12 protein-coding genes are annotated in these 13,676 nt (G+C 70.1%); 6 read left to right on the forward strand and 6 right to left on the reverse strand.

The features are described from left to right. Positions 1-9: 9 nt before the first annotated feature. The 5 genes from ACFYY1_RS02730 to ACFYY1_RS02750 form a co-directional block, all read right to left on the reverse strand. The gene (locus ACFYY1_RS02730) at positions 10-693 is read right to left on the reverse strand and encodes a response regulator (protein WP_388579872.1); all 684 of its coding nucleotides are present in this window, start codon (positions 691-693) and stop codon (positions 10-12) included. Beyond that, positions 690-2,042, reverse strand: a complete 1,353-nt coding sequence (locus ACFYY1_RS02735) for a sensor histidine kinase (RefSeq protein ID WP_388579875.1) — start codon at positions 2,040-2,042, stop codon at positions 690-692. Before ACFYY1_RS02735 ends, ACFYY1_RS02730 begins: the two co-directional genes overlap by 4 nt. A 228-nt stretch (positions 2,043-2,270) precedes the next feature. Further along, entirely contained in the window at positions 2,271-3,239 is a 969-nt protein-coding gene (locus ACFYY1_RS02740; protein ID WP_388579878.1) for a DUF4429 domain-containing protein, read from the reverse strand. An 84-nt stretch (positions 3,240-3,323) separates the two neighbouring features. Beyond that, entirely contained in the window at positions 3,324-4,535 is a 1,212-nt protein-coding gene (locus tag ACFYY1_RS02745; protein ID WP_388579879.1) for an alpha/beta hydrolase, read from the reverse strand. A 244-nt stretch (positions 4,536-4,779) separates the two neighbouring features. Next, the gene (locus ACFYY1_RS02750; protein WP_388579882.1) at positions 4,780-5,445 is read right to left on the reverse strand and encodes a TetR family transcriptional regulator; all 666 of its coding nucleotides are present in this window, start codon (positions 5,443-5,445) and stop codon (positions 4,780-4,782) included. A gap of 117 nt (positions 5,446-5,562) precedes the next feature. Here ACFYY1_RS02750 and ACFYY1_RS02755 point away from each other — a divergent pair, with 117 nt between their 5' ends. Next, a complete protein-coding gene (locus ACFYY1_RS02755; RefSeq protein ID WP_388579885.1) occupies positions 5,563-7,173 on the forward strand; it encodes an MFS transporter in 1,611 nt (536 codons plus the stop codon). Positions 7,174-7,426: 253 nt separating this feature from the next. Continuing rightward, a complete protein-coding gene (locus ACFYY1_RS02760; protein WP_388579888.1) occupies positions 7,427-7,804 on the forward strand; it encodes a peptidase inhibitor family I36 protein in 378 nt (125 codons plus the stop codon). A 58-nt stretch (positions 7,805-7,862) separates the two neighbouring features. Here ACFYY1_RS02760 and aceE read toward each other — a convergent pair whose 3' ends face one another. Continuing rightward, positions 7,863-10,595 (reverse strand): pyruvate dehydrogenase (acetyl-transferring), homodimeric type, encoded by a 2,733-nt coding sequence (aceE, locus tag ACFYY1_RS02765; protein ID WP_388579891.1) that lies wholly within the window; start codon positions 10,593-10,595, stop codon positions 7,863-7,865. Between the two features lie 470 nt (positions 10,596-11,065). Between aceE and ACFYY1_RS02770 the strand changes: the two genes are divergently transcribed. The 4 genes from ACFYY1_RS02770 (at position 11,066) to ACFYY1_RS02785 (ending at position 13,643) form a co-directional block, all read left to right on the forward strand. Next, positions 11,066-11,503, forward strand: coding sequence for a DUF3052 domain-containing protein (locus ACFYY1_RS02770; protein WP_388579893.1), 438 nt, complete (start codon positions 11,066-11,068; stop codon positions 11,501-11,503). 211 nt (positions 11,504-11,714) lie between these two features. After that, positions 11,715-12,173: a peroxiredoxin gene (locus ACFYY1_RS02775; protein WP_388579896.1), complete on the forward strand. Its 459-nt coding sequence runs from the start codon at positions 11,715-11,717 to the stop codon at positions 12,171-12,173. 146 nt (positions 12,174-12,319) lie between these two features. Continuing rightward, on the forward strand, positions 12,320-12,895 hold the full coding sequence (locus ACFYY1_RS02780) for a TerD family protein (RefSeq protein WP_037696943.1): 576 nt from the start codon (positions 12,320-12,322) through the stop codon (positions 12,893-12,895). Positions 12,896-13,067: 172 nt separating this feature from the next. Then, complete coding sequence (locus tag ACFYY1_RS02785) at positions 13,068-13,643, forward strand: TerD family protein (protein WP_360861086.1); 576 nt, start codon at positions 13,068-13,070, stop codon at positions 13,641-13,643. Positions 13,644-13,676: the final 33 nt, after the last annotated feature.

The raw sequence follows: 13,676 nt of genomic DNA on the forward strand, positions 1-13,676 counted from the left end.
TCTCGCCCCTCACCCCTCGCCCGGCACCACGACCCCCGCCTCGTACGCGAAGATCACCGCCTGCGCCCGGTCCCGCAGGTCCAGCTTGGCCAGCACCCGGCCGATGTGGGTCTTCACCGTCTGCTCGGCCAGCACCAGCTTTCCCGCGATCTCCTGGTTCGACAGGCCCCGCGCGATCAGTTCGAGCACCTCCGTCTCGCGCGGAGTCAGCCCGTTCAGCCGCAGCGACTGGCCGCTCCGGGTGGCCCCGGTCGGGCCCTGCCGGGCGAAGTCCGCGATCAGGCGGCGCGTCACGGACGGGGCGAGCAGCGCCTCGCCCGCCGCGACCACCCGTACCGCCGAGATCAGATCGGCGGGCGGCGCGTCCTTCAGCAGGAAGCCGGACGCCCCGGCGCGCAGCGCCTCGTACACGTAGTCGTCCACGTCGAACGTGGTGAGCATCAGCACCTTCGGCCGGTGCACCACCCCCACCGGCGGGTTCAGCAGCTCGCGGGCCGCCGCCAGGCCGTCCATCTCGGGCATCCGGACATCCATCAGGACCACGTCCGGGTGGACGCTGCGGCTGAGGTCGATGGCCCGGCGCCCGTCCGGCGCCTCACCCACCACGTCGATGTCGCTCTGCGCCGCGAGCAGTGCCGCGAACCCCGCCCGCACCATGGCCTGGTCGTCGACGATGATCACGCGAATGGTCAAGAGTCCTCCGAGGACGGGGGCGTGGGCGTAGCAGGGGCCAGGGGCAGCCGCGCGGCCACCCGGAAACCGCCGTCGGGCAGCGGTCCGGTGTCCAGCGTGCCGCCGGTCAACCGTACGCGCTCGCGCATACCGACCAGGCCGTGCCCGGTCCCGGCCGTCTCCAGCGGCGAATCGGGCTGCTCCGCACGGTCGTTGACCACCAGGACGGTCAGATGCGCGCCGTCGGACGTGATCGATACCCGGGTCCGCGCACCAGGGGCGTGGCGGATCACATTGGCCAGGGCCTCCTGCACGATCCGGTACGCCGACAGGTCCACCGCCTGCGGTACGTCGGGCAGCCCGGCGGACAGCGACAGCTCGGCCGGCAGCCCCGCCCGTACCGTCGCCTCCACCAGCTGCTGCACCCGGTCGAGCCCCGGCTGCGGTGCCCGTTCGCCCTGGGTGCCGTCGCTGCGCAGCACCGCCAGCAGCCGCCGCATCTCCGTCAGCGACTCCCGGGCGCTCGCCGCGATCGCGGCGAACTCCTCGTGCGCCTCCTCGGGCAGCCCGCTGATCCGGTAGGGCGCGGAGTCGGCCTGGACCGTGATCACGGACATGTGGTGCGCGACCACGTCGTGCAGCTCACGGGCGATCCTGGCGCGCTCCTCCAGCAGGGTGCGCTGCGCCCGCTCGGCCTCGCTGATGGTCTCCTGCTCGGCGAGCCGGCGCTGTACGTCGCCCCGTTCCCGGATCACCGCACCGATCACCATGAACACGGCGCCGAACGCCGGGAGCAGCGCCGAGGTGCCGTTGCTGCGGTCGGTGGCGCTCACGTGCAGGACCAGGCTCGCCACGGCGGTCAGCGCCCAGACGGCGATCACGGTCTGCCGGGTCTCGCGCAGGGCGACCGCCAGCATCACGAAGAAGTAGCAGATCAGCGTGGGCGGGGGCCACGGCCAGATGCCCTGCGGCGGGTCCGGGTACCCGAGCAGGACCAGTGCCCCCAGGATGTCGGCGGGGAAGATGATCCACCACGCCTGCAACGGGCGGTGCGCCAGCATCAGCAGCGGCGCCGTCTGGGCGACGGTCAGCAGGCCCGCCAGTGCGTCGGCCACCCCGTATTCGTTGGTGAGCGTCGTGAGCGTGGTCGGGACGAAGATCGCCGCGAGGGCGAGGACGGCCGCGTACGGCAGCAGCCTCCGCCACCTCTTGCGCGCACCCGCCAGGGGTGGGAGCGGGGGATGGGACGGGTGGGCGAGCCCGTGGGCGATCTCGCGCAGATTGCGGCGGGCGGCGCTCACCAGGCCGTCCGCGGCGGGTGGCGGGCGCGGCGGCGCCTCGGGCGGGACGTACGGCGGGGAAGTGGTCATGGCCGCATCAGCGTAGGCAGCGGACCGGGCCGGTGGCGTCATACCGGGGTTGCGGTCGGCCGCCGGGTTTCTCGTACGGGGGTACTACCGGCTCGATCCGCGGGCCGGTCCTCTCGTACGGGGGTACTACCGGCCGGTCCGCGGGCCGGTCCTCTCGTACGGCGTACTACCGGCCGGTCCGCGGGGCGGAAGGCCGTAACTCCGCGATGCCGTAACGCCGCAAGCGCTCTACAGCTCGGCGAGGAGCTGGGCCTTCTTGGCGCTGAACTCGTCGTCCGTCACCAGACCGGACCGGTGCAGCTCCCCGAGGTGCCGGATCCGCTCCGCGATGTCCGCGGGGTCGCGCCGCCCGGCGCCCGCGAGGACGGAGGCGGGCGCGACGGCAGCTGAATGGTTCCTGCGCACCGCTTCCAGCACGGCCGCGGCGAACGGCAGCGACTCGTGTACCGGGCCGTAGCCGAGGCCGAAGACCACCGCGGCCGGGTCCTGATCGGCGCTGGTGGGGCGGGGCGCCATCGGCTGCGGGCCGTGCGCCGCATCCGGATCCGGATCCGTGACCAGGCCCGGACCACCGCTCCGGCCGGGGCCCGCGCCCGGTCCTGGGACCGCGTTCTCCAGGCCCCTGGGCACCAGCCGAAGATAGCCCTCGAACCCTTCCGGGGAGCGCCACTCGACATCGCTCAGCTCCGTCACCGGGAACGTCTGGTCGCCGGCCTTCCACTTCGTGGTGGAGGCGCCCGTCCAGAACCAGCGGAAGGAGACCCGGTGGCCGTCGAAGGCGGCCCGGCCGTCGTACGCCTTGAACTGCATCGGGGCCTCGGGCGCCGCGACCAGGAACCGGTCGGCGGGCTCCGCCGCGTCGGCGCCGAGCCGGGCGCGCAGTTCGTCCGCGTAGTACTCGGCCAGCGTCTCGCGCTCGGCGGGCAGCACCAGCCGGTACGGATCGCAGCCGTCCTTCAGCTGCCCGGCCGCGGCCTCGACCAGCGGGTCGGCACCGTGTCTCGGCACGGCACGCAGGACCACCGTGCCCCGCTTGCCCGGGGTGAGCGTCACCGACGACAGCGCCGCGTGCGGGACGCGGCGTTCACGCAGGCTCTGGAAGAGCTTCGGCGTGCGGATCCCCCGTTCGAAGCGGATGAGCACGGAGTCGGTGTCGAACTCCCAGGTGGCATGAATTCCGGCCAGCACATCACCCATGTGCCTCATCGTATGCGGCACTTGCCCCACACGTCCCCCCTCGGCGCAGGCCGCGATCGATGGCGCACCGAGGCCTTGCGGCTGTCAGACGGCTCGGCTACCGGTGATTGTTTCGTGGCAGGTGCTGTCGGCGGGCGCGCAGCTCACCGAGTCGTAGGCGCCCACGCCGATGGCGGCGAAGTTGCCGAGGCTCTCGGTCCCCGGCTCGAAATAGCCGCTGTGCCCGACCGCGTCGCCCGCCGAGACGATCCGCGCGCCGAAGCCGGGGTCGACCGGGTCGGCCCCGTGGCCCAGGCCGCCGAGCTCCAGGTTCGGCACGTCCTCGATCCAGTCGTCCCGGTCGCGCATCGCCCACACCCTGGCCCCGGTGCGCAGCTGCGCGGCGTTCTCCACCCGCATGCCGGGGCTGCCGGCCACCGCGATGTCGCCGACCCTGGCGGGCAGTTCATGCGCGGCGACCCCGCACAGCACCGATCCGTAGCTGTGGCAGAACAGCGAGACCGGGGCGTAGCCGGGCAGCGCGCCCACCAGTGCGTTCAGCCGCACCGCCCCGCGCTCCGCGAGGTTGCCCAGGGCCGCGTCCATGCCGATCCCGGCGGGCGTGGTGTAGTCGGCCCAGGCGATGACGGCGCTACGGGTGCCGGGGCTGGCGGTGCGCTCCGCCGCGTACAGCGACTTCGCCATGCCGACCGGGGCGGCGTTCACCTTGGCCCCGGTCCGCTCCAGCGTCAGCAGGTTGGTGTCGACGCCGGGGACGATCACGGAGATCCGCTCGGCCAGGTCGAGACTGCCGAACACCTCCGCGGCGCGGCCCTTGCCGGACGGGTCGAAGGCGAGGAAGTGGCGGCCGCGGGCGAGCATCGATTCGAAGCGGTGCATTCGGCGGACCGCCTCGGCGCGGCCGTCGGGGGAGAGCCGCACATCGTGCATGCGCTGCCGCTCGACCTTCCGGGCCTGCGCCACGGCCAGCCGATTGGCGCGGTAGCGCAGAGTCACCGGCGCGCCGTTCAGATTTCCCACGACCAAGGGGTACTTGTCGGCCAGCGCGGTGCGCTGCGCGGCCGTGAGCGTGGCGAAGAACTGGGCCAGCCGGTACGGCGGCGCGTCGGCGTCCGGCAGCGCATGACCCGCCACCTGCCCCCGCGCCCAGGCGGCGAGTGCGACGGTGCGTGGCTCGTCGGAGCGTTGGTGACGTACGGCGGTCCAGCCAGTGGTCGCCAGCATCACGAACACGACCGCGACGGCGAGCAGCGCGCGCCATGCGGTGAGCGTGGGGGAGGAGTCGAAGGAAGTCACTCCGGCCCACATTAGGAGACGCGCGACCACAGCCGTGAAGAGGGTGACACAGATCACTCCGCTGCGGGGAATTCGGCGGCTCGCTTTTCACGCTGTGTGGTTGTCACACGCACGCTCAGGCGCGCGAAGTGCCTCCTGGAGATCGCATCTGGCCGTCGGGGCACGGTTGTTGTGAAGTCGGTCATGCCGCGGAAGTGAGGCATGCGGCACATGGGGCGGAGAGCGGTGTGCGGGGCTCCCGCCGTCACGCCGGCCGGGTGTCCGCCCGCCAGTCGCCGGCCAGGGCCGGTCCGAGCTGGTCCAGGTACGCCTCGGTCAGTGCGCGCAGCGAATCCACGCCGGCGTCCCGGCCCCGCCCCCAGAGCTGACCGCTCACCCGCATCACCCCGCAGAACGCGGCCACGGCGACCCTCGGCCGCGGGTCCTTGTCCACGTCGAGCCCCTCGCGCCCGGCGATCAGCAGCGCGATCTGGTTCTCCAGGCCCGTGCACCGGCGCAGGTGGGCGGCGAGCAGCGAGGGCGTCGACTCGATCATCCGGTACGTACGCATGTGGAGTTCGACCGTGACGATCTCCTCGATCGTCTCGCCGATGCTGTTCCAGGCGGCGAGGACCGCGCTGCGCAGCGCCTCGAACGGGGCCTCGGCGGCGGGGCGTCGGCGCAGCTCCGCGAGGAAGCGCGACTCCACCATCTCCTGGATGGCGAAGGCGGCCTCCTCCTTGCTGGCGAAGTAGCGGAAGAAGGTGCGCTGGGAGACCTCCACGGCCTCGACGATCTCGTCGACGGTGGTCTCGTCGTACCCCTGCGTGGTGAAGAGATCGAGGGCGGCGTGCAGCAGGGCGTCCCGGGTGCGTCGCTTCTTCCGTTCACGCAGCCCGGTCGGATGCGTCGCCCGCTGCCCATCGGTCACTTAACTGGCCTTCTTTCTCCTGCTTTGTCCAGCTCAGCGTACCTGTGAGCTACGTGACAGTTACCGACTTGTGAAATGGTTTGTCAACTGTCAGAGGCTGACACTAATGTCCCCGGCATGACTAGTCAGACCACCGTCGACAAGGCGTCGCGGGAGCCGCAGGAAACCGCCGCTCCCGCACCCGCCAAGGGGCTGCGCGGCCACCCCTGGCTGACGCTCTTCTCCGTGGCCATCGGCGTGATGATGGTCGCGCTCGACGGCACGATCGTCGCGATCGCCAACCCCGCCATCCAGCAGGACCTGAACGCCTCGCTCGCGGACGTCCAGTGGATCACCAACGGCTACATGCTCGCCCTCGCGGTCTCCCTGATCACCGCGGGCAAACTCGGTGACCGGTTCGGTCACCGCCAGACCTTCCTCATAGGTGTCGTGGGCTTCGCCGCGGCATCCGGGGCCATCGGCCTCTCCGACAGCGTCGCCCTGGTGATCGTGTTCCGGGTGCTCCAGGGCCTCTTCGGCGCCCTGCTGATGCCCGCCGCGCTCGGCCTGCTGCGCGCCACCTTCCCGGCCGAGAAGCTGAACATGGCGATCGGCATCTGGGGCATGGTGATCGGCGCCTCGACCGCCGGTGGCCCGATCCTCGGCGGTGTGCTCGTCGAGCACGTCAACTGGCAGTCCGTCTTCTTCATCAATGTGCCGGTCGGGGTGCTCGCGCTGGTGCTGGGCCTGGTGATCCTCAAGGACCACCGCGCCGAGAACGCGCCGCGCTCCTTCGACATCGGCGGCATCGTGCTGCTGTCGCAGGCGATGTTCTGCCTGATCTGGGCGCTCATCAAGGGCGCCGAGTGGGGCTGGGGCGACTACAAGACGCTCGGCTTCCTGGGCGCCGCCGTGGCCCTGTTCGTGGTCTTCGCGCTCTCCCAGAAGAACGTCCGGGAACCGCTGATCCCGCTCGCCATGTTCAAGTCCGTACCGCTGTCCGCGGGTGCGGTCCTGATGGTGCTGATGGCCTTCGCGTTCATGGGCGGGCTGTTCTTCGTCACCTTCTACCTCCAGAACGTGCACGGTCTGAGCCCGGTCGACAGCGGCCTGCACCTGCTGCCGCTGACCGGCATGATGATCGTCGCCTCGCCGCTCGCCGGCGCCATGATCACCAAGTTCGGCCCGCGGGTCCCGCTGGTCGGCGGCATGGTGTGCACGGCGGCCGCCATGTTCGGCATGTCCCAGCTGGAGATCGGCACCAGCACCCTGACCATGTCGATCTGGTTCGGTCTGCTCGGCCTCGGCCTCGCCCCGGTGATGGTCGGCGCCACCGAGGTCATCGTCGGCAACGCCCCGATGGAGCTCTCCGGCGTCGCGGGCGGCCTCCAGCAGGCCGCCATGCAGGTCGGCGGCAGCCTCGGTACGGCGGTGCTCGGCGCCGTCATGGCCTCCCAGGTCGACTCCAAGCTGGCCGACAACTGGAAGGCGGCCCAGCTCCCGCCGCTGAGCCCGGAGCAGCTGGACCAGGCGTCCTCGGCCGTCGAGGTCGGCATCCCGCCGGTGGACGGGAAGGTCCCGCCGGAGATCGCGGGGAAGATCGCGGGCGTCGCCCATGACACCTTCGTGTCAGGGATGAGCACGGCGTTCATGGTCGCCGGCATCGTCGCGGTGGTCGCCGCACTGGTCGCCACACTCACCAAGCGCGGTGCGAACGCCGAGGCGGGCGCGGGCGTCGGTCACATCTGACCGGACCCCACGACGCCGCCCCGGGCCCGCGCCCACGCGTCAACACCGTACGGACGACAGCCCCGCCGGACCCTTCCGGCGGGGCTGTCGCCTATCAGGGTGGTGTGCCCCCGCACCCCCTTCCCCGGGCACTTCCGCGCAGGTCAGGGTGCATACGACCGATCCGCAGGGCTGATCCGCGCACTGGACCCGCACCACGGATCCGACATCTGATCCGCACGACCGATCCGCACCACCACGGGGGATGATTTCCATGCGTACGACCGTTCTGGTCACCACCCTGGCCGCCGCTTCCCTGGCCGCCACCGCGCTGATCCCGCAGACCGACGCCCACTCCGCGCCCGTCGCGCTCGGGTCCTGCGCCGCCGGTCAGCTCTGCCTCTGGGACGAACCGGAGTTCACCGGCACCCGCCGGACCCACGAGCTGTCCACGACCGACATCGAGAGCTGCGTCCCACTGCCGAAGGGCAGCAAGGTCCAGGCGCTCGCCAACCGCACCGGCCGCCCCGTCACCACGTACCAGTCGGCGGAATGCGCCGAGACCGGAGAGTTCGAGACCTACCCGGGCGGCGGCACCTGGGTGCCCCGGTCCCCGTACCAGGTCAGGGCCTTCAAGATCTGGGAGAACTGACGCCGAAGGGCGGCGGGGCCACCCGGCCCCGCCGCCCTTCGGATCCGTCCGGTCGTGCCTACGCGTCGCCGCCGGCCGCGCCCGGGTCGGCCGCGGTCACATCGAGCAGCTCGTACCGGTCGATGGCCTGCTTCAGCAGCGAACGGTCGATCCGGTTCTCCTTCGCGAGCTCGGTGAGCACCGCCAGGACGATCGACTGCGCGTCGATGTGGAAGAACCGGCGGGCCGCGCCACGGGTGTCGGCGAACCCGAAGCCGTCCGCACCCAGCGACTGGTACGCACCGGGCACCCAGCGCGCGATCTGGTCCGGCACCGAACGCATCCAGTCCGAGACCGCCACGAACGGACCCTCGGAGCCCGAGAGCTTCCGCGTGACGTACGGGACGCGCTGCTCCTCCTCCGGGTGCAGGAGGTTGTACCGCTCCACGTCCACGGCCTCGCGGCGCAGCTCGTTCCAGGAGGTCGCCGACCAGACGTCCGCCCGGACGTTCCACTCGTCGGCGAGGATCCGCTGCGCCTCGACCGCCCACGGGACCGCCACACCGGACGCCATGATCTGGGCCGGGATCTCGCCCCGGTCGGCGGCCCTGAAGCGGTAGACGCCCTTGAGGATGCCCTCGACGTCCACGTTCTCCGGCTCGGCCGGGTGCTGGATCGGCTCGTTGTAGACGGTGAGGTAGTAGAAGACATCCTCACTGTTCTCGCCGTACATCCGCCGCAGACCGTCCTTGACGATGTGCGCGATCTCGTACCCGAACGCCGGGTCGTACGCGACACAGCCCGGGTTGGTGGAGGCGAGCAGCTGCGAGTGGCCGTCCGCGTGCTGGAGACCCTCACCGGTCAACGTCGTACGGCCGGCGGTCGCGCCCAGCACGAAGCCACGCGCGAGCTGGTCGGCCATCTGCCAGAACTGGTCACCGGTGCGCTGGAAACCGAACATCGAGTAGAAGACGTACACCGGGATCAGCGGCTCGCCGTGCGTGGCGTACGCCGAGCCGGCGGCGATCAGCGAGGCCGTGCAGCCGGCCTCCGAGATGCCGTCGTGCAGCATCTGACCGGTCGGCGACTCCTTGTACGCGAGCAGCAGATCGCGGTCCACCGCCTCGTACTGCTGGCCCAGCGGGTTGTAGATCTTCGCGCTCGGGAAGAAGGCGTCCATACCGAAGGTGCGGTACTCGTCGGGCGCGATCAGCACGAAACGCTTGCCGATCTCCTTGTCCCGCATGAGGTCCTTCAAGATGCGGACGAACGCCATGGTGGTGGCGATCGACTGCTGACCCGAGCCCTTCTTCGCGGTCGCGTACGTCTTGTCCTCGGGCAGGACCAGCGGCTTCGCACGCACCACCCGGGTCGGGACGTAACCGCCCAGACCCTTGCGGCGGTCGTGCATGTACTGGATCTCCTCCGAGTCACGGCCCGGGTGGTAGTACGGCGGCAGGCCGTCCTCCAGCTGCTTGTCCGTGATCGGGATGTGCAGCCGGTCGCGGAACCGCTTGAGGTCCTCGACCGTGAGCTTCTTCATCTGGTGGGTCGCGTTGCGGCCCTCGAAGTTCGGCCCCAGGGTCCAGCCCTTGACCGTCTGCGCCAGGATCACCGTCGGCTGGCCCTTGTGGGCCTTGGCCGCCGCGTAGGCCGCGTAGACCTTCCTGTGGTCGTGACCGCCGCGGCCCAGGTGCAGGATCTGGTCGTCGGTCATGTCCTTGACCATGTCGCGCAGCCGCGGGTCGTCCCCGAAGAAGTGCTCACGGATGTACGCGCCCGACTCGGTGGCGTACGTCTGGAACTGGCCGTCCGGCGTGGTGTTCAGCTTGTTCACCAGGATGCCCGTGCGGTCCTGCGCGAGCAGCGGGTCCCAGGAGCGGTCCCAGACCAGCTTGATGACGTTCCATCCGGCGCCGCGGAACTGCGACTCCAGCTCCTGGATGATCTTGCCGTTGCCGCGCACCGGGCCGTCGAGCCGCTGCAGGTTGCAGTTGACCACGAAGGTGAGGTTGTCCAGGCCCTCGCGGGCGGCGATGGAGAGCTGGCCGAGCGACTCGGGCTCGTCCATCTCGCCGTCGCCCAGGTAGGCCCAGACATGGGACTTGGAGGTGTCGGCGATGCCGCGCGCCTCCATGTAGCGGTTCATCCGGGCCTGGTAGATCGCGCCGAGCGGGCCGAGGCCCATCGAGACGGTCGGGAACTCCCAGAAGTCCGGCATCAGCCGCGGGTGCGGGTAGCTGGACAGGCCGTTGGGCGCCTTCGACTTCTCCTGGCGGAAGGCGTCGAGCTGGGCCTCGCTCAGCCGGTCGAGCAGGTAGGCGCGGGCGTAGATGCCCGGGGACGCGTGCCCCTGGAAGAAGATCTGGTCGCCGCCCAGACCGTCGTCCTTGCCCCGGAAGAAGTGGTTGAAGCCCACGTCGTACAGCGAGGCGGAGGAGGCGAAGGTGGCGATGTGGCCGCCGACGCCGATCCCCGGACGCTGGGCGCGCGACACCATCACGGCCGCGTTCCAGCGGGTCGCGTTGAGGACCTTGCGCTCGATCTCCTCGTCGCCGGGGAAGAAGGGCTCGTCCTTCGTGGCGATCGTGTTCACATAGTCCGTACTGCGCATCTCCGGCACGGCGACGCGCTTCTCGCGCGCACGCTCGATGAGCCGGAGCATCAGGTAACGGGCCCGCTCACGGCCTCGCTCGTCGACCGCGGCATCGAGCGAGTCGAGCCATTCCTGGGTCTCTTCGGGATCGAAGTCCGGGACCTGGCTCGGCAGGCCGCCAATGATGATCGGGTTGCGATCGGATCCGGAAGCCACGCTGTTCCTTCGCTGTTCGGTGGTGCTCTACGGGGCCTGATCGAGGGAGAACATGCCCCCGGGATGTATGCAAGTACGCCAACACCATCGTGTACCGCGAGGGCGCAAACGTCATCTCTACCGCGGGGTAACCGCCGTGTTGCGGGACATCGCGACCGGAGTGCGGGGACGGGTCGGACCAAACCGCAACCATACGCCCAAGCCGTCCAAGCGTTCCCAAAGGATGTTCGACTCCGAATGGTGCATCGAAACGGCATAAGCTGTGGAAGGACGTAAAGGGTGTGGACGGTAGCGCCGGGCCCCGGAGGGGATCTGCCGACAGTGCGGCGACGTGGCAGGGAACGTCACCGTTTAGGCGGTCTCGCACGCCGGGTACTTGCGCGATCCGCCGCTCCCGTGTGGACTACGGCCAACGCCCCGCGCACGCGCGTGGCTCAAGCATTTTCCGAAACATGATCAGGAGGCAACCCGTGAGCGCGACCGCGGACCACGCGGAGGAGCGGACCAACCCGGCAGCACGCCTGGGGTTCGAGCCCGGACAGGTGGTCCAGGAGATCGGCTACGACGACGACGTCGAGCTGGAGCTCCGTGAGGGCATTGAAGCCGCAATCGGCCAGGATCTCGTCGATGAGGACTACGACGACGTCGCAGACGTCGTCCTGCTGTGGTTCCGCGACGAGGACGGCGACCTTACGGACGCGCTGGTGGATGCCATTGGTCTGATCGAGGACGGCGGTACGGTCTGGCTGATGACGCCGAAGACCGGCCGTGATGGGTACGTCGAACCGAGCGACATCAACGAGGCCGCACAGACGGCCGGTCTCTCCCAGACCAAGAGCATCAGCGCGGGCAAGGACTGGACGGGCAGCCGCCTGGTCACGCCGAAGGCGGCCAAGGCCAAGCGCTGAACCACGCCCGCCACGCATTCGCCCTGAAGGCCCCCGACGGCACCGAGCCGCCGGGGGCCTTCGTGCGACCGGGGCCGACGCTGCCCCGCGCCCGCGCGACCGGGGCCGGTGGTGCCCCGTGCGGGCGCCGCGTGGCCCGCCGCGGGATCTGCGTAGGGTGGGAGCCACCCGGACAGCCCAGCCCGGTGTACGTAGCGAAGGGACGCTTCTCATGGCGATCGAGGTCGGCACCAAGGCCCCGGATTTCGAGCTGAAGGACAACCACGGCCGGACCGTGAAGCTCTCCGACTTCCGCGGCGAGAAGAACGTGGTGCTGCTGTTCTACCCGTTCGCCTTCACGGGCGTCTGCACGGGTGAGCTCTGCGCGCTCCGCGACGAGCTGCCGAAGTTCGAGAACGACGACACGCAGCTGCTCGCCGTCTCCAACGACTCCATCCACACCCTGCGCGTCTTCGCCGAGCAGGAGGGCCTCGAATACCCGCTGGTCTCGGACTTCTGGCCGCACGGCGAGACCTCGCGGGCCTACGGCGTCTTCGACGAGGAGAAGGGCTGCGCGGTGCGCGGCACCTTCATCATCGACAAGGAGGGCGTGGTGCGCTGGACCGTCGTCAACGGTCTGCCCGACGCCCGCGACCTCAACGACTACGTCAAGGCGCTCGGCGCGCTCTGATCCGGCACCGGCGGATCCGCACGCGACCTGGTGAAAAGCCCTGCTTCGCCGGGAACCGGTCACTAGGATCCAGTCGTTGATCGGATGCCAACGCAAGTGGAGGCGCCGGCGCCTGCCGGCCCCCAAGGAAACCAATGGGAGGACTCGTGGGAGTCAGCCTCAGCAAGGGCGGCAACGTCTCGCTGACCAAGGCCGCGCCCAACCTGACGGCGGTCGTCGTCGGTCTCGGCTGGGACGCCCGCACCACCACCGGTGGTGACTTCGACCTCGACGCCAGCGCCCTGCTGACGAACGCCGAGGGCAAGGTCGGCAGCGACGGGAATTTCGTCTTCTTCAACAACCTCAAGAGCCCCGACGGCTCCGTCGAGCACACCGGTGACAACCTCACCGGTGAGGGCGAGGGCGACGACGAGGTCATCAAGGTGAACCTGGCCGGTGTCCCGGCCGACGTCGACAAGATCGTCTTCCCGGTCTCGATCTACGAGGCCGAGACCCGGCAGCAGAGCTTCGGCCAGGTGCGCAACGCGTACATCCGCGTGGTCAACCAGGCCGACAACAGCGAGCTGGCCCGCTACGACCTGAGCGAGGACGCCTCGACGGAGACCGCCATGGTCTTCGGCGAGCTGTACCGCAACGGGGCGGAGTGGAAGTTCCGCGCCATCGGTCAGGGGTACGCCTCGGGGCTGCGCGGCATCGCGCAGGACTTCGGCGTCAACGTCTGAGAAAGCGCGACCGGGCCGGGCCGCCGAGGCGCGGCCCGGGTCACGCCCAAGCAGTGCCCCGTCCGGCGCCGCACCCTCGTGCGGCGCCGGACGCGCTCGACAGACGGCTCGGGGGCCCGGACGGCCCGACGGGCCCGGCAGACGGTTCATCGACTCGGGGAGGACACACACCATGGGCGTCACGCTCGCCAAGGGAGGCAATGTCTCCCTCTCCAAGGCCGCACCCAACCTCACCCAGGTGCTGGTCGGTCTCGGCTGGGACGCACGATCCACCACGGGCGCCGACTTCGACCTCGACGCCAGCGCGCTGCTGTGCCAGTCGGGCCGGGTACTCGGCGACGAATGGTTCGTGTTCTACAACAACCTCACGAGCCCCGACGGCTCCGTCGAGCACACCGGTGACAACCTCACGGGTGAGGGCGACGGCGACGACGAATCGGTCATCGTGAATCTCACCCAGGTACCGGCGCACTGCGACAAGATCGTTTTCCCGGTCTCGATCCATGAGGCCGACAACAGGGGCCAGACCTTCGGTCAGGTCAGCAATGCGTTCATCCGCGTGGTGAACCAGGCGGACGGCCAGGAACTCGCGCGTTACGACCTCAGCGAGGACGCCTCGACGGAAACCGCGATGATCTTCGGCGAGCTCTACAGGTACAACGGCGAGTGGAAGTTCCGCGCAGTGGGACAGGGGTACGCGTCCGGGCTGCGCGGTATCGCTCTAGACTTCGGGGTCAACGTTTCGTAAAGCCGCGCACGGCGCGGGGGAGCCCCGTACATC

Source organism: Streptomyces sp. NPDC001890 (assembly GCF_042891445.1).
Classification (GTDB): domain Bacteria; phylum Actinomycetota; class Actinomycetes; order Streptomycetales; family Streptomycetaceae; genus Streptomyces.